Below are 19,363 nucleotides of genomic sequence, written 5' to 3' on the forward strand. Positions count from 1 at the left end.
ACCTTCGACGGACGGAGCAGCAGATGACCAGCGCCCTCGAGGTGATGCAGCCGGCCCGTCCGCAGGCCCTGTCGGATCTGATGGGCGACCTGGAGGCCGACGACCGCGGGACGAGCCTGTGGCGGGGCGCGTTCATCCGGCTCCGCCGCAACCCCAGCGCGATCGTCGGAGCCGCGATCGTCCTGGTCTTTGTGCTGATCTCTATCTTTGCGCCCCTGCTCGCTCCTTACCGGCAGGCCAGCACGGAGTGGATCGACCAGGTGACCCCGAGCAGCGTGCCCGGTCCCTCGGCCGACCACCTGCTCGGGCTCGACCCGTTCGGCTCGGATCTGTTCACCCAGCTGATCTACGGGGCTCGCGCGTCGCTGATCATCGGCGTCGTCTCCACCGCGCTGGGACTGGTCGGCGGCGCGGTGCTCGGCACCCTCGCCGGTGGTCTGGGTGGCTGGGTCGACACCTTGGTGATGCGGATCGTCGACATCCTGCTCTCGATCCCGTCGCTGCTGCTGGCGGTCAGCATCGCCGCCGTGCTCGGTCAGCGGCCCAGCGCGATCATGATCGCCATCGGCGCCGCGCAGGTGCCGATCTTCGCCCGGCTGCTGCGGGGCTCGATGCTGGCGCAACGCAACCAGGACTACGTGCTCGCCTCGCGCTCGCTCGGGCTCAAGCGGCACAGCATCATCCTCGGCCACGTACTGCCCAACTCCCTCGGTCCGGTGATCGTCCAGGCGACCCTGACGCTGGCGACGGCGATCATCGAGGTCGCTGCCCTGTCCTACCTCGGGCTGGGCGCGCCCGACCCAGCCACCGCCGAGTGGGGCCGGATGCTGGTCAAGGCCCAGGACCGACTGCAGTCCGACCCGCACCTGGCCCTGTTGCCCGGCATCTGCATCGCCATCACCGCCCTGGGGTTCACCCTCTTCGGCGAGGCACTGCGCGAGGCCCTCGACCCCAAGTCCAGGAGATGAGATGAGCCACGCCGTGAGCGACACCACGCTCGTCCGCCGGTCCACCCGCGAACCGGTCAACCGCAACGAGGTGCTGCTGGAGGTCGAGAACCTCGACGTCACCTTCCAGCGCCGCGGCGGCCGGGCCACCCGGGCGGTCGACGGCGTCTCCTTCAGCGTCCGGCCCGGCGAGGTCGTCGGGATCGTCGGGGAGTCCGGCAGCGGCAAGTCGGTCACCTCGATGGCCATCATGGGTCTGCTGCCGAGCCGCGGCGTCCAGGTCAGCGGCAAGGCGTTGTACCGCGGCCGGAACCTGCTGGAGATGGACGACGCCGAGCTGTCCGACCTGCGGGGCCGCGAGCTGGCGATGGTCTTCCAGGACCCGATGAGCTCGCTCAACCCGGTGATCCCGGTCGGGCTGCAGGTGACGGAGGTGCTGCGCCGGCACCAGGACATCAGCCGGAAAGCGGCCGAGGACGAGGCCGAGGACCTGCTGCGTCGCTGCGGCATCCCCGATCCGGGCCGGCGACTGCACGAGTACCCGCACCAGCTCTCCGGCGGCATGCGACAGCGGGCGCTGATCGCGATCGCGCTGGCCTGCAAGCCGGCCCTGCTGATCTGCGACGAGCCGACGACCGCGTTGGACGTGACCATCCAGGCCCAGGTGCTCGAGCTGCTCAAAGAGCTGGTGAACGACCTCGGCACGGCCATGGTGATGATCACCCACGACCTCGGAGTGGTTGCGGGGCTGTGCGACTCGGTGAACGTGATGTACGCGGGCCGGGTGGTGGAGTCCGCGTCGCGGCGTGAGCTGTTCGAGCACCCGCGGCACCGCTACACCGAGGGTCTGCTCGGCTCGATCCCGCGGCTCGACGCGCCGCGCGGCGAACCCTTGCAGCCGATCCCGGGTACGCCACGGGACACGATCGCCTGGTCCAAGGCGTGCGCGTTCGCCCCCCGCTGCCGGCACGCCGCCGACGACTGCGTGGTCTCTGACCTCGAGCTGGAGCCGCTGGGCCGGGCCGGACACCTCGTCCGCTGCGTCCACCCCGCCCCCGAGGAGCCCGAGCTGTCAGCGCCCGTGGCTGCTCGGGCGCTCACTGACGCCGACTCGGAAGGGGAGCGGCGATGAGCGAGGTGCTGCTGCGGGTCGAGGGGCTCAAGGTCCACTTCCCGATCAAGCGCGGGCTGGTGATCGACCGGACCATCGGGCACGTCCGGGCGGTCGACGGCGTCGACCTGGCCGTCCGGGCTGGCCAGACGTACGGCCTGGTGGGGGAGTCCGGCTGCGGCAAGTCCACGCTCGGCCGGGCGATCCTGCGGCTCGAGGAGCCGACCGCGGGCAAGGTGGTCTTCGACGGCCAGGAGATCCGCCAGCTCAAAGCCGAGCCGCTGCGGCTGATCCGGCGGCGGATGCAGATGGTCTTCCAGGACCCGCTCTCCAGCCTCGACCCGCGCCAGTCGGTGGAGAGCTCGCTGACCGAGCCGTTGAGCGTCCACGGTCTGGCCGAGGCCGATCGGGCCGAGTTCGGGTCCGACTCCGGCCGCAGCCACCTGGCCAAGGCCGCGTCGATGCTGGACGTCGTCGGGCTGCCGCGCGGGTCGCTGGCCAAGTACCCGCACGAGTTCTCCGGCGGTCAGCGACAGCGGATCGGCATCGCGCGGGCGATGATCCTCAACCCCGACCTGGTGATCGCCGACGAACCGGTCAGCGCGCTCGACGTCTCGGTGCAGGCGCAGGTGATCAACCTGCTCGAGCACCTGCAGGACATCCTCGGCCTGACCTACCTGGTGATCGCGCACGACCTGGCCGTGGTCCGCCACATCAGCGACGTGATTGGCGTGATGTACCTCGGCACCCTGGTGGAGGAGGCCGACAGCGACGACCTGTACGCGCAGCCGCTGCACCCGTACACCATCGCCTTGATGTCGGCGATCCCGATCCCCGACCCGGCGGTGGAGGACCGGCGAGAACGGATCCTGCTGCGCGGCGACCTGCCCAGCCCGGCCAACCCGCCGAGCGGCTGCCGCTTCCACACCCGCTGCCCGTACCGGCAGCCGACCCGCTGCGACGACGAGGTGCCGGTGCTGCGCGAGATCGAGCCGGCCCCCGGCCGTCGGGTCGCCTGCCACTTCGCGGAGGAGATCCTGGTCGGCCGGATCGGGGTCAACGATCCCGATCTGGTCGTGGAGCCTGTGGCTGCCTCGGCCTAGGCTGGAGCCATGGTCTTGACCGCGACGCTGGCGCACGCCTCGTACGCCTCACCGGTCGGCACCATCCACGTCGTGGGCGGACCGGCCGGACTGCGAGCCTGCGGCTGGGGATCACCGGAGACGCGGGACGAGTCGACCCAGGCGGACGAGAGCCTCGAGCAGGTGCTCGACCAGCTGCGGGAGTACTTCGCGGGGGAGCGCCGGGACTTCGACCTCGTGCTCGACCTGCCGCCGCTCGAGCCGCGCAAGCGCGCCGTGCTCCAGGCGATGTCCACCATCGGCTACGGGGAGACCATCACCTACGCCGAGCTCGGCCGCCGCAGCGGCACCGGCCTGCCGCCCCGCGCGATCGGCTCGCTGATGGGCGGCAACCCCATCCCGATCGTCATCCCCTGCCATCGCGTCGTCGCCTCGAACGGTCTCGGCGGCTTCTCCGGCGGCGAGCCCGGCCATGAGCTCGCCACCAAGCGCTGGCTCCTCGAGCTCGAAGGCGCCCTCCCGCCGACCCTGCTCTGACCCGCCAGCGCTCTCCCGGCCCACCGCTCCCCGCTTTTGGGGCACCCGTACCTTCCTGCACGGTCACTTCACAGGCTCGCGGGCGACCTCACCAGTGCGCGCGCACCGGTGAGGTCGCCCCACAGCGTGTGAAGTGACCGGACAGGGTGGGCCGGGTGGCCGCGGGTCCCGGCAGCAGCGGCCGGTGACAGCGCCGGGCCGGGCCGGGATGGGACCTACAGGTACATGCCCTGCGGGCCGGCGTCGTCGGCGGGCGGCTCGGTGGGCAGGTCCTCGGCCAGCAGCGTACGGATCTGGTCCGAGGTGGGGGCGTCCAGGCTGACCAGGCGTTCGGCCTGGATCGAGACCGCTTCCTCGAACACGTTGCGGATGAAGCGGCCGTTGCCGAAGCCGGCGGGGTGCGGCGCGGGGATGAGGGCGCGGACGCGCGACTCGACACCGGGACCGATCTCGAAGCCCTGGCGGCGGGCGGTCAGCTCGAAGATCGAGAACAGCTCGTCGTCGTCGTAGTCGTCGAAGGTGAGCGTCTTGGGGAAGCGGGAGGCCAGGCCCGGGTTGGAGGAGAGGAAGCGCTGCATCTCGCGGGGATAGCCCGCCACGATCACGACGACCTCGTCGCGTCGGTCCTCCATCAGCTTGAGCAGCGTCGACACCGCCTCGACACCGAAGTCGCGGTGCGAGTCGTGCGGGATCAGCGCGTACGCCTCGTCGATGAACAGCACCCCGCCGGACGCCTTGTTGACCATCTTGCGGACCTTGGGCGAGGTCTGGCCGATGTACTGCCCGACCAGGTCGACGCGGCTCGCCTCGACCAGGTGACCGTTGGAGAGGGTGCCGAGCTGGGCGTAGATACGCGCGAGCAGCCGGGCGACCGTGGTCTTGGCCGTTCCCGGGTTGCCGACGAAGACCATGTGCCGCGACCGGTCGCGTTGGGGCATGCCGGCGTCGATCCGCAGCTGGTCGGCCTTGGCCTCAGCCACCAGCCGCCGGACCTGTTCCTTGATCGGGGCCAGGCCGACCAGCTCGGCCAGCTCCTGCTGCGGGTCGCCGATCTCGACCTCGGGCACGACGGTGTCGTCCTCGAACTCCTCTTCCTCGGCCTCGGAGCCCAGCGGGCGGGGCACCCGCGGGCGGACCGGCTTGGCCAGCGCGGTCCGGCTGAGGCCGGCGTCGGCGAAGGAGCGCACCATCGGGTTGACGGTCCGCTTGAAGGTGAACAGCTCCTCGACGTCGGTGACAAAGCCGATGGTGTCCGGCGCGGCCGACGGGGTCGGCGGCCCGGGCAGCCCGGCCACGACGCGGGAGACCTGCGCGGCCATGGCGAGCCAGGCCCGGCATGCGGCGATCTCGCCGCTCAGCAACGCCCGGGTCAGCCAGCCGCGGTTCGACTGCAGCCACTCGGCCCCGTCGAAGCCGTGCTGGCGCTGCTCGAAGGCGGCGGTGATCTCGTAGAACCGCTCGGAGCCGACCGCGATCGCCAGTCCGGCGGGCAGCGTCTCGACCTGGTCGCCGAGCGCCATCGCCGCAACGACCTCCGGCAGCGTCTCCGCCCGGTTGGTGACCTGGCTCAGGTGGTCGTGCACCGCCTCGAGACCCTGGTACGACCAGGACAGAGCCGCACCCCACCCACCGATTTCCGGCAGCACCTCCTGTTCGGCATCGGTCATCAGGGAGTGCCGCCACAGCCGTGCCACCTCGGGAAAACCGGCGCTGGTGTGGAAGTCGAGCAGGCTGGGGGTGGCCAGCACCCGGTGATAGAGCCCGATCAGCGCCTCGGCCCGGGGGCGCAGTGGTCCGACCGCAGAGAGCAGCCGGACGCACTCCAGGGACAGCTCGAGAGCGCCGCGTCGCGCGCCGGGGTCGGCACCGGCGTACTTGTAGAGAAAGAGCGGCCATTCGCAGTCGGTCATGTACCAGTTGCGGGCCACCATCGGCTCTCGGCGCTGGTTGGGTGCGAGGTACTCATCGACCAGCTGCTCGGGGAACTGGGCGAACTCGCCGGTGAAGATCGCGACGTAGCCGCCGAGGGACATCGCCAGGTTCTGCAGGAACGGGGCCACGTCTCGGGTCTGGTCGGGCCAGCTGGTCCAGTTCTGGGTGGCGCCGGCCCGCGGGTCCTCGACGAGCTCACGGACGCGGGCGCGGGTCTGCTCCCACCAGCCGGCCGGGATCGGCCACGGCGAGGCCGGGCCGACCACATCGATGTAGGGGCGACCCGACATCAGCACAGCCAGATCGTCTGGCAACACCAGTCTGCTCACGTCCGTGCTCCTGTCCTCGAAAACCGCCGTCTCACGCGAACGGTGTCCCCGGTCTCGAGTGTGCTGACATCTTTCCATCTCCCATCGGCTGTGCGGGCCAGAATGGGCTCTGAAGAATAGCTCACCGATATCGAGCCGACCGTGACGGTGGCGGTGAGCACGCCTGCGGCGGCGTTGTGGTGGAGGTTACCCGGCTGCCGTCGACGACCGCCGCTCGTCCGGACGTGTGCGAATGTGAGTCCAGTTTGTCATCGGGAGGTGGCTTTGCTCCACCAGATGGCCGGCTAATCAATGTGAAGCGGACCGGCGGCCGGATTGCTCCCGCCGCCCGGTTGGTGAACTGAATTCCAGCGATCGACCTGACCGCTATACGTTGGGGTGGTGACGGTCAACGCGTACGCGATCCGGGCCCGGGACGCAGCCCGGGTGCTCGGCCGTGCCACCCGAGCACACAAGGACGAGGGCCTGCACGCGATGGCGGACGCCCTGGCCAAGGCCGGGTCCACCGTGCTCGAGGCCAACGCCAGTGACGTCGCCCGCGCCGAGGCCACCGGGACGTCGGCGGCGCTGGTCGACCGGCTGCGGCTCACTCCCGACCGGGTCGACGCGATGGGCGCCGGACTGCGTGACCTGGCGGCGCTCCCGGACCCGGTGGGTGACGTCGTCCGCGGCTGGACCAACCCGAACGGCGTCGAGGTGCGACAGGTGCGCGTCCCGTTCGGGGTCGTGGGCATCATCTACGAGGCGCGTCCGAACGTGACCGCGGACGCGGCGGGGATCTGCCTCAAGTCCGGCAACGCCGTCCTGCTGCGCGGCTCGTCCTCGGCCGCCGACTCCAACGCCGCGATCACCGAGGCGCTCCGCACCGGGCTCGCCGAGGTCGGCCTGCCGGCGGACGCCGTGCAGCTGGTCCCCGGCCCGCGGGCGGTGACCGATGAGCTGATGGCGGCGCGCGGACTGGTCGACGTCCTCATCCCGCGCGGTGGGGCCGGCCTGATCGATCACGTCGTCCGCGGCAGCCAGGTGCCGGTGATCGAGACCGGGGTCGGCAACTGCCACGTCTACGTCGACGCCACTGCCGACCCGGACACGGCTCTCGCGATCCTGCTGAACGCCAAGACCCAGCGACCGTCGGTCTGCAACGCCGCCGAGACCCTGCTGGTGCACGCAGCGGCGGCCGAGACGTTCCTGCCCGCCGCGCTCGCCGCCCTCGCGGCCGCCGGCGTCACGGTGCACGGCGACGCCGGGGTGGCCGCCTACGGCGAGGTCGTGCCCGTCACTGATGGCGACTTCGCCGAGGAGTACCTGTCCCTCGACCTCGCTGCCGCTGTGGTCGACGACCTCGACGCGGCGTTGGCGCACATCCGCCGCTACAGCACTGGCCACAGCGAGACGATCGTCACCGAGTCACAGCGGGCGGCGGCCCGGTTCACCGCCGAGGTCGACGCCGCGGCCGTGCTGGTGAACGCGTCCAGCCGGTTCGTCGACGGGGGCGAGTTCGGCTTCGGCGCCGAGATTGGCATCTCGACCCAGAAGCTGCACGCACGGGGGCCGATGGGCCTGGCCGAGATGACGTCCACGAAGTACGTGGTCACCGGATCGGGTCAGGTCCGCGGCTGAACGCGCCGCGTGCTGGGCTCGCGAGCCCACCCCGGCGCTGACGGTAGGCTGCGGGCATGACCTACGGACTGACCCTGCTGGAGACCGAGCTGCCGGTGCCGCCGTATGTGTTCGGCATCATCGCGTTCGGGTTGCTGGTCATCCTGTTGCTGATCACGCTCGCGCTGGGCAAGGGCCGTCCCCACAGCTAGTGGTCAGGCTGTGACCGACTCGACCGAGGGCGCGCGAGTCCGACCGGACCGGGCTACCGGCCTCGCCCGTACGCCGGGGGCCGACCCCAGCCGACCGCACCGGCTCGGCGTGATGGGTGGCACGTTCGACCCCATCCACCACGGGCACCTGGTCGCGGCCAGTGAGGTGGCGATGCACTTCGGTCTGGACGAGGTGGTCTTCGTGCCCACCGGCCAGCCGTGGCAGAAGATCGACCGCCAGGTCTCCGCCGCCGAGGACCGCTACCTGATGACGGTGATCGCGACCGCCTCCAACCCCCGTTTCACGGTCAGCCGGGTCGACATCGACCGGCCGGGAATGACCTACACCGTCGACACGTTGACCGACATACGTGCCGAGCGGGGCGGCGACGTCGAGCTGTACTTCATCACCGGAGCCGACGCCCTGACCCAGATCCTCACCTGGCACCAGGTCGACCGGCTCTTCGACCTGGCGCACTTCGTCGGGTGCACCCGACCGGGGGTCGAGCTCGACACGACCGTGATCGACCAGCTGCCTCAGCGGCGGGTGACCCTGTTGGAGATCCCAGCGCTCGCCATCTCCTCGACGGCGTGCCGGGCACGGGTGCACCAGCTGGACCCGATCTGGTACCTGGTGCCGGACGGCATCGTGCAGTACATCGCCAAGCGCGGGCTCTACCACCCCTGAGGGCGGTGCGTCCCGTCAGGATCGCGCCGCGGTCCTCAACCGAAGGAACCTTGTGACCGCAACCGACCGTGCCCTCGAGCTCACCCGGAAGGCAGCCACCGCTGCCGTCGACAAGCTCGGCACCGACCTGATCGCCTATGACGTCTCTGACCAGCTGGCCATCACCGACGTCTTCCTCGTCGTCACCGCCAGCAACGAGCGCCAGGTGGGCGCCGTCGTCGACGGCATCGAGGAAGCCCTCCGCGAGCTGGACACCAAGCCCGTACGCCGCGAGGGGGACCGCGAGCAGCGCTGGGTGCTGCTGGACTACCTCGACGTGGTGGTGCACATCCAGCACAGCGAGGAGCGCAAGTTCTACGCCCTCGAGCGGCTGTGGAGCGACTGCCCGGTGATCCCGCTGGGCGTGGACGAGCGCCGGTGACCGCGCAGCGGATCATCCTGTGGCGGCACGGCCGTACGGCGTGGAACCTGATCAACCGGTTCCAGGGGCAGGCCGATATCGAGCTGGACGAGGTCGGTCGGGGTCAGGCCGCCCGGGCCGCCCGCGTGCTGGCCGCGCTCGAGCCCGCCGTGCTCTGGTCGAGCGACCTGAGCCGGGCCCGCGAGACCGCAGGCGCGCTGGCCAGCCTGACCGGGCTCGAGGTGACCACCGACAAGCGGCTGCGCGAGATCCACGTCGGCTCCTGGGAGGGGCTGACCGGTGACGAGGTCGACCGACTCGACCCCGAGCTCTCACGCCGGCTGCGCGCCGGCGAGGACGTCCGCCGGTCCGCGACGGGGGAGAGCCCGTCGGAGGTGGCCCTGCGGGTCGCCGAGGCCCTGACCGAGCTGGCCGAGGCCGCCCCGGACGGCTCGACCGTCGTCGCCGCCAGCCACGGCCTGGCTGGTCGCGTCGGCATCGCCGAGCTGGTCGGGCTGCCGGCCGAGCACTGGCGCCTCTTCGGCGGCCTGTCCAACTGCGGCTGGGTCAGCCTCGACCGACACCGCTCCGGCCGCTACTGGCGGATCGAGCGCTACAACGCCACCGCCGACGAGCCCGGCGAGCTGATTTCGTGACGCGGGTGCCGCCAGGCTAGTATTCCGGAGTCCCCCGGGGGCTCGTACCTCAAGGTTCGAGGCTCGGCAGGGGACGTGAGGGGCTTTGGCGCAGTTGGTAGCGCGCTTCCATGGCATGGAAGAGGTCAGGGGTTCGAATCCCCTAAGCTCCACCCACACCGCCGCTAGTCAGAGCCCGTTCGACGATTCGAGCACTACGGCCCATGAAGGTCTCTGGGTCGTTTGAAAAGCCAAACTGCCAGCCAACCGAATTGACTTTGACGGGCAGGCATCTTGCCTTCACAAGCCCGGCAGTTTCAGTCCCATCACAGCGCTTTGCCCTAGTCACAGTCCTTTGGCAGCACGAACTCGAACGGGTGGAAGATCGGTGCGTTCGCGCCACCCAGGCCGGGGACCGGGTGGACGACGATGCGGCTGTAGAAGACGGGGACCTGCGCCTCCCGGGCGGCAGTGGCGCCGCCCCGGTCAGCGAGATCCCACGTGTCGATCGTCGTGGGCAGGCGGGCTGGCCGGAAGGGCGCCGAGCCAGTGGCCGAGGACGCCGACGTCGCTCTCGGTCAGGCTGTGCCCCCCTGAGCTTCGGTGAGCGGTCAGCGTGGCCCCTGAGCTGTCGTGCAGATACCTCCACGATCGGGCCTGGAGCTCGGGCGGGATGACGCGGTCAGCGCTGCCCTGCAGGAGCAGGACGGGGAGACCGGTCAGCCGGTCCGGTGCGGTGGGCACGCCGGCCTCGAAGGGCAGGGTCGCGTAGAGCGAGGCGAGGCCTGCGTAGCGAGACGGATCAGCTAGCACGACGCCACCGGCGAACGTGGCACCGCCACTGAACCCCACGAGCACGACGGGTCTCCGGTCACCGGCGACCGAGTCCAGCCACGACGTGAACCACGCGATGGAGGTCGCGAGCGAGGCCGGGAGCGGCCGCCCGATGCCCTGGTTGGCGAACCAAGCGAAACCGGCGCCTTCGGCGAGCGGAGCCCGAAGAGCCACATACGACGGCCCGGCCGGTAGCCGGTCAGCCAGGGCGACGATGTCCCGCTCGTCGGCACCGCGGCCGTGCAGCAGCACCACCAGCGGCGCGCTGGCACTGCCGGCCTCCTCGAGCGTGGTGTGCCACAGCGCGGTCGTGCTCATCACGGCTTCACCGAGACTTCGAGCCGGTTGCCCCAGGGGTCGTCGAAGGTGACGGCTCGTCCGTCGTCGGCGACGGGCACCCGGTGGTGGAGGAGACGTTCGCCGAGCGAGCCCAGGTGGTCCTTCTCGGGCAGCTCGATGCGGACGAGTCCGAGCCCGAGCGCGGCCCGCCGGCGTCCGGCTCCGGCACTGGTCCAGGTGTTCATGGCCATGTGGTGGTGATAGCCGCCGGCGCTGACGAACATCGCCTGCCCGCGCCACTCGGCGGTGGTCTCGAAGCCGAGCTGGTCGACGTAGAAGCGTCGGGCGGTCGCCAGGTCGCCCACGCACAGGTGGACGTGGCCGACGGTGGCCGGACGTGCGGCGGTCTGCTCGGCGGTGCGCTGGTCGAGGTGCTCGCGCAGGTACTGGTTGGGGTCGAGCAGCAGGTTGTTCATCTCGACCCGGCCGTGCGTCCAGCTCCAGGCGGTGCGGTCACGGTCCCAGTAGAGCTCGACGCCGTTGCCTTCGGGATCGGTGAAGTAGAACGCCTTGCTGACCAGGTGGTCGGCGCTGCCGGTGAACGAGGCGGGGTGTCGCGACGCGATCGCGTACACCACGGCGGAGAGGTCTGCTTCGGTCTCGAACAGCACGGCGATGTGGAACAGCCCGGCCTGACGTGCCCCCGCGTGCTTCAGCTCGGGGGCGTGATCGAGGACCACGAGGGGGGTCTGCCCGCGGCCGAGGGTGACGCGGCCGCTGTCGCTGGTCAGCACGGTCAGACGCACGGCGTCGCGGTAGTAGTCCGTCATCGTGTCCAGGTCGGCGACGCGAAGGGTGACGGCGCCCATGGACAGGTCGGCCGACAGGAGGTCGGCGCCGGAGGTGGTCAGCATGGCTGCGGGTGTCCTTTCAGGGTGAGCGGGTCGAGACGGTCCGGCTGCCCGGGCAGGGCGGCACCGGGCCGTCTCAGGATGTTCAGTGGTGGAGGCCGAACCCCGCCGGTCCAGCTGATCTTTTCGCCGGCGGCCAGGGTCAGCTGCAGGAAGCCGAGGGCCTCCAGCTCGTGCGCGCGCTTGAGCGACCCGGCGTCGACGGCGTGGGCCCCGCCCGCGGTGACGAGGGCGGCGAGGGCCTCCTTCGCGTCGGCGTCGTCGCCGGCGATCAGCACCGTGGTCGTCGTCGGACCGACCGACCGAGAGCTGAGCGTGGCGGCGAAGTTTGTGTTGAACGCCTTGAGGACCGAGGACGTGGGGAGTGACTGCGCCAGCTCGGCGGTCGCCGAGCTCCCCTCGGGGACGGTCAGGCTGTCGAAGGTGGCGAAGTCGAGCGGGTTGGTGATGTCGACGACCGTCTTGCCGCTGAGCTGGTCGCTGTAGCGGGCGACGATGGCGGCGAGCGCGCTGTGGGGAACGGCGAGGACGACCACGTCGCCCGTGATGGTGGCGACGTCGTCCTTGCTGCCGATGTGCTGTACCTCGGCGCCGCCCGCGGTGAACAAGCCGCCGATGGCGCTCCCCATGGTGCCGGTGCCGAAGATCGTGGTGCTGGTCATGCTGAGCTCCTTCGTGGGCTCGTGCGCAAGTTGTTTTATCTACAACCAAACCCTAGCACGAATACTTGTAGGAACAACCTTTGGCGGTACGCTGCCCTCATGGAAACGCCGTGGCTCAGTGTTCAAGAGCAGCAGGTGTGGCGGCGGTTGGCCGCAGTGCTGGAGCTGCTCCCTGGGGTGCTCAACTCCGAGCTCAGCCGTGAGAACGGTCTGACCCACTTCGACTACTTCACCCTGGCGATGCTGTCGGAGGCGCCCGAGCGGACGTTGCGCATGCGGACCTTGGCGGGGCTGACCAACGCCAGCCTCCCGCGGCTGTCCAACGTGGTGAGCCGGTTGGCCTCGAGAGGGCTGGTCGAGCGGAGACCGTGCGAGGACGACCGCAGGGCGACCGACGTCGTCCTCACCGAGGCGGGGTGGGCGAAGGTGGTGGAGGCCGCTCCCGGGCACGTGCAAACGGTCCGCGCCTCTGTCTTTGACCTGCTCGACCCCGACCAGGTCGACCAGCTGTCCATCATCTGCGAACGACTGCTCGACGGGCTGGACCCCCACCACCGCCTCGTGGGTCACGGCCGGAAAGCCTGATCGAGCTCCACGACACTGACAGGGCCCTGGTCAGTCGACCGTGGGTCGAGGACCTGGCGGAGCCGCGACACGGTCGACCCGTACCGGCAGGGCCTCTTCGTGTTCGGCCGCGCCGCCAGCACCGACGACGCGCCCACGGCGCCTTCGGCCGGAACGCCTACGCGGCGATCAAGGCCGATCCCGCTACCGCGGTCGGCTCGGGGTGAGCGCCCCGGCAACTCGGTCGAAGCGCAGCGGAAGGCGGACGGGGCCGGTGTTGCCGGAGACCGGCAGCCATTCTCCGGGACCGTCGGCGGTGATCCCGGGCATCCGGGCGGCGAGCAGGGGCAGGGCGACGCTCATGTCGGTGCGGGCGACGAAGTGGCCGAGGCAGAAGTGCAGGCCGCCGCCGAAGCCGCTGTGCTGGGGTCGGTTCGTGGCGGTGATGTCGAAGCCGGGCTCGGCGCCCATCGCGCGCGGGTCGGTCCCGACGGCGTGGGAGAGCACCTGGACGATCCCGCCGCGGGGGACGGCCAGGCCGTAGAGGTCCACGTCCTCGGTCGCCTCGCGGGTCACCCATGTGACGGTGGGGTTGACCCGCATCACCTCCTCGACCGCGTTGCCGCCCAGCTCGGGCCGTTGCGCCAGCAGCGCCCACTGGTCGGGGTGAGCGAGGAAGGTCTGCAGGGCGAGCCCGAGCTGGTTGCGGGTGGTCTCCATCCCGGCGAAGGCCAGGAAGACCAGGCCGACACTCAGCTCACGCCGGGTCAGCGTGTCGTCGTGCTCGTGCGCGGTGACGAGCGTCGTGACCAGGTCGGCGCGCGGATGGCGCTGCCGGTCGGCGATCACCTCATCGACGTAGCCGCTCAGCCCGGCCAGGGCCGCCTCGATCCGCGGCAGGTCCTGGAGGAGGTTGACCCCGAACGACTTGCCCAGGTCGTCGGCCCAGTGCGCGACCTGCGGCCACTCGTCGTCCGGCAGACCGAGCAGCAGGCAGATGATCCGGGCGGCGTACGGCTCGGCGAACTCGCGGACGAACTCCACCCGACCCTGCCCGGCGTAGCGGTCGATCAGCTCGTGCGCGAGGGCCTGGAACTGGGGCCGCATGGCCTCGATGGTCCTGCTGCGGAACGCCGGGCCGAGCAGCTTGCGCAGGCGGAGGTGGTCGGGGCCTTCGAGACTGAGCAGCGTCTCTCCCCACCACTGGGCGAACGCCCCGTCGTGGACGCCGTTCTGAGCCGGCCACCGGGCGTTGCCCTGCTGGAAACGCTTGTCCTTCAAGACAGCCGTCCCCTCGGCGTAGCGCAGCACGGCCCAGCCGTACGGGGTGACGGCGTACCAGTCCTGTTCCCGGGCCTGGTGCACCGCCGGCGAGGTGACGTTGAAGCCGGGATCGGCGAGGTCGAGGAACGCGGCCATGCGCCGATGCTAGGACCTGAGGGACGAGACAGCCGGATGGTGACAACCCCGCCAGACCCGGCCGTGCTCCGTCGCCCCTGGGATGCGGTCCTGGTTGGTGATCGAGGCAGGGCGCCGGCCCACGAGCACCGCTCACTTCCAGCGTGCCGGGGACCAGTCGGGTGCGGATCCGCCGCGAATCACCAGTGTCGGCTGGGGTGAGGAACAGCTGGCGACGTCCTGCTTGATCCAGATACCCGCTTTGCCGGCCCAGGCGAGAGCGGTCGACTTCGGGGACCAGGTCGGGCTGGCGTGGGCGGCTTCGCCGTTGGTAACGCAGGTGTACAGGGGCATCGACGGTCGCCGACCGGTGCGGGCGTCGCCGCTCACGGCGTACCAGGCGATGCTCGAGGTGCCCTTGAAACCACGGATCTCGGCCAGCCAGCGGCCGTTGCGGGAGAGCTCGCCGTCGGCCAGATCGGTGCTGGGGAAGGTGTAGTCGTGGTCGTCGAACCAGTGCCGCGGGCTCTTCGTCAGGTCCTGCAGCATGACCTGGGATCCGTAACCGCCGGTCTGGAGGGTTCGGGTGTTGGTGATCCAGCTGGCGGCTCGGAAGTAGGTCGAACGGCCGGCGTGGGTGCGATGGGTCGCTGAGGTATAGCCGGTGGCGTAACGAGTGAGGCAGTCGGCGCCGATCGGGCAGCTGTAGCGGACGAAGCTCCAGGCGATGGTCTTGCCGTTCGGTGAGATCGCGACGTCGTTGACCGCACCGTCCAACGCCTCGCCTGCGCTGTTGAACAGCCGGGGCGGGTTGATGGTGTTGAGTACCTTGCCGCGTTGGCTCATCCGGATGATCTTGGAGCCGCGGGCGACAACAATGGTGCCTCGGTCAGACTCCGACGGGGAGTGGTACGCGTGGGCCTTGGTTCCGTCCTTCGTGATCTTGCGGGCATGGCTGCCGTCACCCAGGGCGATCCACACGTTGCGGCCCTTGATGAAGACGATCGACCCGGAGGTGTCGCTCGTTCGGACCGCAGTGCGGGCTGCCCCGGGTTCTTGATCTGATACGGCGCGGGAGGAGACAGTCGTCGCGTGGGCGCTCATGGCGGGTGCGGCAGCCACGACTGTGGCGACGGGCAGCAGCAGGGCTGCCACCGTGCAGTGGACCAGCCGGGCAAGGACTGGCGGGGTCGAGATGGGCATGGCGGTTCCTTTGGGAGAGGTCGTTTCGAGCGACGTCGTGTCGTGTGAGCTCACGGAACGAGCGTTACTGCGGCGACCGGCCGGCGCCATCCCAGGTCTGTGGGGATCTCGCCTCGGTTCAGGTGAGCACGAACTGGCCGATCAGCTCGCGTCTGCTGCTCACGCCGAGCTTGTCGAAGACCGACTTGAGGTGGTCCTGGACGGTGTGCGGCGAGAGGTGCAGGGCCGCAGCGACGTCCTTGGTCGAGGCGCCCTGGAGGATGTGGGCGACGATCTCCTGCTCCCGGGCCGTGAGTCCGCGCGCGGCGATTGTCATCTGGCCGACGGTCGCCGGATCGGCCCGCTCGACGGTCAGCACGACCGGCCGCTCCGAAGCCGCTCCCGTGAGCGCCACGGCTCGTGCGCGGAGCCAGCCGCCGGTCGCGACGGGGATGCGGGCTTCGACCGGACGTCCTGTCGTGCGGGCTGACACGGCGACGAAAAGCACGCTCGCGGGCAGCGACCCGTGGTCCCACCCGCCCAGCTCCTCGATCACCTTCTCGGTTCCGCTGCTCATGTCCACGACCCGGTCGGTGGCGTCGACGATGAGGACCACCGGGGCGTCACTTGTGGTCGGGGTGGCGGGGTTGTCGGCGTAGAGCACCCGTCGAACGGCGTCCGCCACAACCTCGTGCGCGCTCGCGACGAGCAGTCCCTCCGCCGCGGTGAACGGCGGTTCGTCCTGCCCGCGGTAGAGGGCCAGCACACCCCAGGTCGTCGTCTGACCGCGGCACACCAGCCGCAGCTCGTCGCTGAACCCGAACTGCGGGGTCATGTATTCCCGGAGTCGCCGACACTGTTCGGGATGGCCGTTGGTGTCGATCGAGAGCACCCCGACCGGTACGGCACGCTGGGCGAGCTCGGTGAACTGGTTGATGTCGGGTGCCCCGTACTCGGCGGCGGCGAAGTCCTCCTCGCCCAAGGGCAACGGGCTGGACTTGTACGCGGCGTTGATGAGGCCGCTGATCGGGTCGGTCGTGGCCAGGCAGGCAAAGCTGAACGGCACCTCGGCGGCGATGGCGGCGAAGACGGCGTCGGCCAGCGACTCCATCTGGCAGCTTCCGGCGGTCGCCGCGCGGACCCGCTCGGGCAGCGAACGCGTCCGTCGACGCATGGTGGTCATGCGGTCATCATGACCGATCGGCAGCGGCGGCGGACCCGCTGGCGGCACAGAAATCCCCACATTGTTGGGATAGCCCGGCCCAAGCCGAGCCGCGACAGTTGAGCCATGACCCCTACGGCACCCTCCAGCTCACCGACCGTCCCGTCCCGCCTGTGGTGGACCAGCGAGCACCAGCACTCCCGCTGTTGGTGGAACTGGGAGCTGGGACGGTGGGTGTGCCCGACCCCGACCGCTCCCGCCCGTACCGACGAGAGTCAGGTGCTCCGGTGACGGCGCCTGACTCGTCTCGGTCCGACCGGCCACTGGTCGACACCCGGGACATGGTCCTCGTGCACACCGCGATGCTGCGCGAGTTCCGGCTCGCTCCGGCCGCGGTCCGTCGCGTCGCCGAGGCCGACAGCAGGCAGGCGGGCGTCGTCGCCGACCATCTCCGGTTCCTGGGCGAGCTGCTGCACCACCATCACCAGGGTGAGGACGATCTGCTCTGGCCCAAGCTGCGGGCCCGGACGGGATCGGACGCCCTGCTGGTCATCGAGGCGGTCGAAGCACAGCACGAGGACATCGACGCGACCCTTCGCGACGTCGAGCAGCTCCGCTCTGCGTGGGCCGCCCACCCCGTCGCCGGCCTCCGGGAACGTCTGGCGGCGGCCCTCGAGCGGCTGCATCTCGTGTTGCGCGACCACCTGGACCTCGAGGAGCGGGCGCTGCTTCCACTGGCGGCAGCGGTGCTCACCGACGAGGAGTGGCACGCGGTGGGCGAGGCGGGAGCGGCGTCCATCCCCACACCGACCATGCCGCTGGTCCTGGGCATGTTCGCCTACGAAGGAGACCGGGCTGTTCTCGCCACCATGCTGTCGAGCGCGCCGCTACCGGTCCGCGTACTCATCCCCAGGATCGGTTCGCTGGTCTACGCCCGGCGAGCCCGACGGGTGCACGGCCGCCGCCGCCCCTGACCGACAGAGTCCGACCCGACCCGCCAGAGACGCCGGGTGAGGATGACGGCGAGGACGGTGCCGACGGAGGTCAGGAGCCCGCCCTCATCGCTGAACCAGCCGGTGCTGGCGGTGGCTCGCGTCGCCGGTTCGGCGACGAGGTAGAGCGCGGCGTTGAAGGAGCCGTGCAGCACGAGCGCCGGCCAGAGGCTGCCGGTCCTCAGTCGGAGCCAGACCAGGGGGTAGGCCAGCGCCACGCACTCGACCACGAACCAGGCGGCTGTCCAGAGCGTCGGTACGCCGACGGGCACCGCGCCCGGCACCAGCAGGATCAGCGGCAGGTGGAACGCGGCCCACAAGCCTCCCACCGCGAGAGCGGTTCGGTCTGCGCGGAGCCGGGCGGCGAGTCTCGGGGCGAGGAAGCTGTTCCAGCCGAGCTCCTCGCCGACGGCGAGCGCCATCCAGGGCAGGACGCCCATCACAAGGCCTGTAGGCACGACCAACATGGACGGCAGGCCACCCCAGGTGCCGGACCAGCCGGCGGCCGCGAACCGGCCGGCCCCGCTCAGCCAGACTCCCGCGTAGCTGAGCGCCACCGCGAGCACGCCGACCAGCCATGCCGCGCCCAGGCTGCGCCAGGAAGCGCGGCGGAAACCCCAGGTCGGTCGGGTCCGGGCCACGGCCCAGGCCAGCAGGGCTGCGACCGCTGGGATCACCGCCTGACCGTAGAGAGCCAGCTGCACCAACCCCGACCCTTGGTCGGGGTGCTGGGCGTCGGCCCCCAGGTCCGCGGCGACCACGTTGGCCGGCACCACCAGTGCGGCGACGACCGTCAGGTAGAGCGCTACCGACGGCCTGCGTCCACGGTGCTCGATCGGCGCCGGCACGGGAGCGCGGGTCACGCTCATGCGGACCGCACCTCGCTCGGGCCAGGCCGGCCGATCAGGCCCGCGACCTGCGCTCGCACCCAGTCGTCGTAAGCCAACGGGGACCGGCCGAGCAGCTCGGCCGTCCGGGCGACAGCGGCCGGGTGGGTCTGCTGGGCGAGCCGGCCGAGCAGCCGGAAGGAGGCCCGGTAGTCGGTTCCTTTCCGCCCGGCGGGTAGTCGCCGCGCGGCGACCGCCCGCCAGAGCTCCGGGTCGTCGCCGGTGTAGTTCACCGGCCGACCGAGGACGTCGGCCCAGACTGCGGCGGACTGGGAGCCGCTGAGTGTCTGCGGTCCGCAGACCGGGTAGGTGCCCGCCGGGAGGTCCGGGCGGAGCAGCACCCGGGCAGCGACCTCGCCGACGTCGGCGACCGCGACCCGATTCATCCCGCGCAGCGGGCAGGGGTAGGAGCCAGCGAGGATCTCGTCGGCGAAGAGCAGGTCGTTGTCGTAGAAGTTGGTGGGCACCAGCAGCACCGCGCTGGGCAGCGTCACTTCCACCAGCCGCCCGATCCGCAGCTTGGGCCGGTAGGCCCGGAAGAGCCCGCTCATCAGCACACCGCTCAGCCGGCCGCGTCGGGTGCGTCCGCTGACGTGCACCCCGACGAAGACGAGCCGGACGCCGGCGTTGGCGCACGCGTTGACGAAGGTCTGGGCCAGCTGCTCCTCGTCGTCGGCGTGGGGCGAGACGTAGCAGGCGGCGAAGACCCCGGCGAGAGCGTCGCGGACCGCTCCGGCATCGGCGAGGTCACCGACGACCTGCTCGACGTCGGTGAAGGCCGGGCCGTCCTGGTGGCGGCGGACCAGCACGCGGACCGGTACGCCGCGGGCGACGAGCGCGGCCAGGGTCGCACCGCCGATGGTGCCGGTGGCCCCGACGACCAGCACCGGGGCGAGCTGATGGGGATCAGGAGGTGAGGGATTCATCGTCCGTCCTTGAGCAGGGCGCTGGATGCGCCGGATGTCGCCACGGTGCCGGCGGCCGCTTGAGAACGGCTTGGCGCTGAGTTGGCGGCGGTAC

General features: G+C 70.7%; 21 protein-coding genes and 1 tRNA gene. 13 read left to right on the plus strand and 9 right to left on the minus strand.

Annotation, left to right across the window (positions count from 1 at the left end):
* Window positions 1–23: 23 nt before the first annotated feature.
* From ACFE76_RS04580 to ACFE76_RS04595, 4 genes are read left to right on the plus strand one after another with little or no spacing between them, the layout of a single operon-like run.
* Entirely contained in the window at window positions 24–968 is a 945-nt protein-coding gene (locus ACFE76_RS04580; RefSeq protein ID WP_375430561.1) for an ABC transporter permease, read from the plus strand.
* Window position 969: 1 nt separating this feature from the next.
* Entirely contained in the window at window positions 970–2,079 is a 1,110-nt protein-coding gene (locus tag ACFE76_RS04585) for an ABC transporter ATP-binding protein (RefSeq protein ID WP_375430562.1), read from the plus strand.
* Window positions 2,076–3,161 (plus strand): ABC transporter ATP-binding protein, encoded by a 1,086-nt coding sequence (locus ACFE76_RS04590; protein WP_375430563.1) that lies wholly within the window; start codon window positions 2,076–2,078, stop codon window positions 3,159–3,161. Before ACFE76_RS04585 ends, ACFE76_RS04590 begins: the two co-directional genes overlap by 4 nt.
* Before the next feature lie 9 nt (window positions 3,162–3,170).
* Window positions 3,171–3,677, plus strand: a complete 507-nt coding sequence (locus ACFE76_RS04595; protein ID WP_375430564.1) for a methylated-DNA--[protein]-cysteine S-methyltransferase — start codon at window positions 3,171–3,173, stop codon at window positions 3,675–3,677.
* Window positions 3,678–3,892: 215 nt separating this feature from the next.
* Here ACFE76_RS04595 and ACFE76_RS04600 read toward each other — a convergent pair whose 3' ends face one another.
* Window positions 3,893–5,938: an AAA family ATPase gene (locus tag ACFE76_RS04600; protein ID WP_375430565.1), complete on the minus strand. Its 2,046-nt coding sequence runs from the start codon at window positions 5,936–5,938 to the stop codon at window positions 3,893–3,895.
* A 381-nt stretch (window positions 5,939–6,319) separates the two neighbouring features.
* Here ACFE76_RS04600 and ACFE76_RS04605 point away from each other — a divergent pair, with 381 nt between their 5' ends.
* The 6 genes from ACFE76_RS04605 (at window position 6,320) to ACFE76_RS04630 (ending at window position 9,645) form a co-directional block, all read left to right on the plus strand.
* On the plus strand, window positions 6,320–7,558 hold the full coding sequence (locus ACFE76_RS04605) for a glutamate-5-semialdehyde dehydrogenase (RefSeq protein WP_375430566.1): 1,239 nt from the start codon (window positions 6,320–6,322) through the stop codon (window positions 7,556–7,558).
* A 56-nt stretch (window positions 7,559–7,614) separates the two neighbouring features.
* Window positions 7,615–7,749, plus strand: a complete 135-nt coding sequence (locus tag ACFE76_RS04610; RefSeq protein WP_375430567.1) for a hypothetical protein — start codon at window positions 7,615–7,617, stop codon at window positions 7,747–7,749.
* A 10-nt stretch (window positions 7,750–7,759) separates the two neighbouring features.
* A complete protein-coding gene (gene nadD / locus ACFE76_RS04615) occupies window positions 7,760–8,437 on the plus strand; it encodes a nicotinate-nucleotide adenylyltransferase (RefSeq protein ID WP_375430568.1) in 678 nt (225 codons plus the stop codon).
* 52 nt (window positions 8,438–8,489) lie between these two features.
* Window positions 8,490–8,858 (plus strand): ribosome silencing factor, encoded by a 369-nt coding sequence (gene rsfS, locus ACFE76_RS04620; RefSeq protein WP_375430569.1) that lies wholly within the window; start codon window positions 8,490–8,492, stop codon window positions 8,856–8,858.
* Complete coding sequence (locus ACFE76_RS04625) at window positions 8,855–9,493, plus strand: histidine phosphatase family protein (protein ID WP_375430570.1); 639 nt, start codon at window positions 8,855–8,857, stop codon at window positions 9,491–9,493. Before rsfS ends, ACFE76_RS04625 begins: the two co-directional genes overlap by 4 nt.
* A gap of 79 nt (window positions 9,494–9,572) precedes the next feature.
* A tRNA-Ala gene (locus ACFE76_RS04630) sits at window positions 9,573–9,645 on the plus strand.
* Between the two features lie 313 nt (window positions 9,646–9,958).
* Here ACFE76_RS04630 and ACFE76_RS04635 read toward each other — a convergent pair.
* From ACFE76_RS04635 to ACFE76_RS04645, 3 genes are read right to left on the minus strand one after another with little or no spacing between them, the layout of a single operon-like run.
* The gene (locus tag ACFE76_RS04635) at window positions 9,959–10,624 is read right to left on the minus strand and encodes an alpha/beta hydrolase (protein WP_375430571.1); all 666 of its coding nucleotides are present in this window, start codon (window positions 10,622–10,624) and stop codon (window positions 9,959–9,961) included.
* Window positions 10,624–11,499: a VOC family protein gene (locus tag ACFE76_RS04640; RefSeq protein ID WP_375430572.1), complete on the minus strand. Its 876-nt coding sequence runs from the start codon at window positions 11,497–11,499 to the stop codon at window positions 10,624–10,626. The genes ACFE76_RS04635 and ACFE76_RS04640 overlap by 1 nt, the downstream gene beginning before the upstream one ends.
* Window positions 11,493–12,158, minus strand: coding sequence for an NADPH-dependent F420 reductase (locus ACFE76_RS04645; RefSeq protein WP_375430573.1), 666 nt, complete (start codon window positions 12,156–12,158; stop codon window positions 11,493–11,495). The genes ACFE76_RS04640 and ACFE76_RS04645 overlap by 7 nt, the downstream gene beginning before the upstream one ends.
* A gap of 99 nt (window positions 12,159–12,257) precedes the next feature.
* Here ACFE76_RS04645 and ACFE76_RS04650 point away from each other — a divergent pair, with 99 nt between their 5' ends.
* The gene (locus ACFE76_RS04650) at window positions 12,258–12,743 is read left to right on the plus strand and encodes a MarR family winged helix-turn-helix transcriptional regulator (RefSeq protein ID WP_375430574.1); all 486 of its coding nucleotides are present in this window, start codon (window positions 12,258–12,260) and stop codon (window positions 12,741–12,743) included.
* Between the two features lie 183 nt (window positions 12,744–12,926).
* Here the strand turns inward: ACFE76_RS04650 and ACFE76_RS04655 are convergent, their stop codons facing one another.
* From ACFE76_RS04655 to ACFE76_RS04665, 3 genes are all read right to left on the minus strand, one after another.
* Entirely contained in the window at window positions 12,927–14,141 is a 1,215-nt protein-coding gene (locus tag ACFE76_RS04655) for a cytochrome P450 (RefSeq protein WP_375430575.1), read from the minus strand.
* A gap of 132 nt (window positions 14,142–14,273) precedes the next feature.
* Complete coding sequence (locus ACFE76_RS04660; protein ID WP_375430576.1) at window positions 14,274–15,323, minus strand: hypothetical protein; 1,050 nt, start codon at window positions 15,321–15,323, stop codon at window positions 14,274–14,276.
* A 118-nt stretch (window positions 15,324–15,441) separates the two neighbouring features.
* Window positions 15,442–16,485 (minus strand): response regulator transcription factor, encoded by a 1,044-nt coding sequence (locus ACFE76_RS04665; protein ID WP_375430577.1) that lies wholly within the window; start codon window positions 16,483–16,485, stop codon window positions 15,442–15,444.
* A 105-nt stretch (window positions 16,486–16,590) separates the two neighbouring features.
* Between ACFE76_RS04665 and ACFE76_RS04670 the strand changes: the two genes are divergently transcribed.
* Together ACFE76_RS04670 and ACFE76_RS04675 are read left to right on the plus strand one after the other, a co-directional pair.
* Window positions 16,591–16,755 (plus strand): hypothetical protein, encoded by a 165-nt coding sequence (locus tag ACFE76_RS04670; protein WP_375430578.1) that lies wholly within the window; start codon window positions 16,591–16,593, stop codon window positions 16,753–16,755.
* Window positions 16,752–17,438: a hemerythrin domain-containing protein gene (locus ACFE76_RS04675; protein WP_375430579.1), complete on the plus strand. Its 687-nt coding sequence runs from the start codon at window positions 16,752–16,754 to the stop codon at window positions 17,436–17,438. Before ACFE76_RS04670 ends, ACFE76_RS04675 begins: the two co-directional genes overlap by 4 nt.
* Here the strand turns inward: ACFE76_RS04675 and ACFE76_RS04680 are convergent.
* The gene (locus ACFE76_RS04680) at window positions 17,393–18,325 is read right to left on the minus strand and encodes a CPBP family intramembrane glutamic endopeptidase (protein WP_375430580.1); all 933 of its coding nucleotides are present in this window, start codon (window positions 18,323–18,325) and stop codon (window positions 17,393–17,395) included. The genes ACFE76_RS04675 and ACFE76_RS04680 overlap by 46 nt on opposite strands.
* The gene (locus tag ACFE76_RS04685; protein ID WP_375430581.1) at window positions 18,322–19,269 is read right to left on the minus strand and encodes an SDR family oxidoreductase; all 948 of its coding nucleotides are present in this window, start codon (window positions 19,267–19,269) and stop codon (window positions 18,322–18,324) included. The genes ACFE76_RS04680 and ACFE76_RS04685 overlap by 4 nt, the downstream gene beginning before the upstream one ends.
* Window positions 19,270–19,363 lie beyond the last annotated feature (94 nt).

This window comes from uncultured Friedmanniella sp., assembly GCF_964244005.1.
Lineage (GTDB): Bacteria > Actinomycetota > Actinomycetes > Propionibacteriales > Propionibacteriaceae > Microlunatus.

Coding starts and splice junctions, on each gene's coding strand:
- ACFE76_RS04685 (WP_375430581.1), bottom strand. CDS start 19,269: ATGAATCCCTCACCTCCTGATCCCCATCAGCTCGCCCCGGTGCTGGTC.
- ACFE76_RS04655 (WP_375430575.1), bottom strand. CDS start 14,141: ATGGCCGCGTTCCTCGACCTCGCCGATCCCGGCTTCAACGTCACCTCG.
- ACFE76_RS04670 (WP_375430578.1), top strand. CDS start 16,591: ATGACCCCTACGGCACCCTCCAGCTCACCGACCGTCCCGTCCCGCCTG.
- ACFE76_RS04595 (WP_375430564.1), top strand. CDS start 3,171: ATGGTCTTGACCGCGACGCTGGCGCACGCCTCGTACGCCTCACCGGTC.
- ACFE76_RS04610 (WP_375430567.1), top strand. CDS start 7,615: ATGACCTACGGACTGACCCTGCTGGAGACCGAGCTGCCGGTGCCGCCG.
- ACFE76_RS04580 (WP_375430561.1), top strand. CDS start 24: ATGACCAGCGCCCTCGAGGTGATGCAGCCGGCCCGTCCGCAGGCCCTG.
- ACFE76_RS04640 (WP_375430572.1), bottom strand. CDS start 11,499: ATGCTGACCACCTCCGGCGCCGACCTCCTGTCGGCCGACCTGTCCATG.
- ACFE76_RS04590 (WP_375430563.1), top strand. CDS start 2,076: ATGAGCGAGGTGCTGCTGCGGGTCGAGGGGCTCAAGGTCCACTTCCCG.
- ACFE76_RS04660 (WP_375430576.1), bottom strand. CDS start 15,323: ATGCCCATCTCGACCCCGCCAGTCCTTGCCCGGCTGGTCCACTGCACG.
- ACFE76_RS04585 (WP_375430562.1), top strand. CDS start 970: ATGAGCCACGCCGTGAGCGACACCACGCTCGTCCGCCGGTCCACCCGC.
- ACFE76_RS04635 (WP_375430571.1), bottom strand. CDS start 10,624: ATGAGCACGACCGCGCTGTGGCACACCACGCTCGAGGAGGCCGGCAGT.
- ACFE76_RS04680 (WP_375430580.1), bottom strand. CDS start 18,325: ATGAGCGTGACCCGCGCTCCCGTGCCGGCGCCGATCGAGCACCGTGGA.
- ACFE76_RS04645 (WP_375430573.1), bottom strand. CDS start 12,158: ATGACCAGCACCACGATCTTCGGCACCGGCACCATGGGGAGCGCCATC.
- ACFE76_RS04650 (WP_375430574.1), top strand. CDS start 12,258: ATGGAAACGCCGTGGCTCAGTGTTCAAGAGCAGCAGGTGTGGCGGCGG.
- ACFE76_RS04665 (WP_375430577.1), bottom strand. CDS start 16,485: ATGACCACCATGCGTCGACGGACGCGTTCGCTGCCCGAGCGGGTCCGC.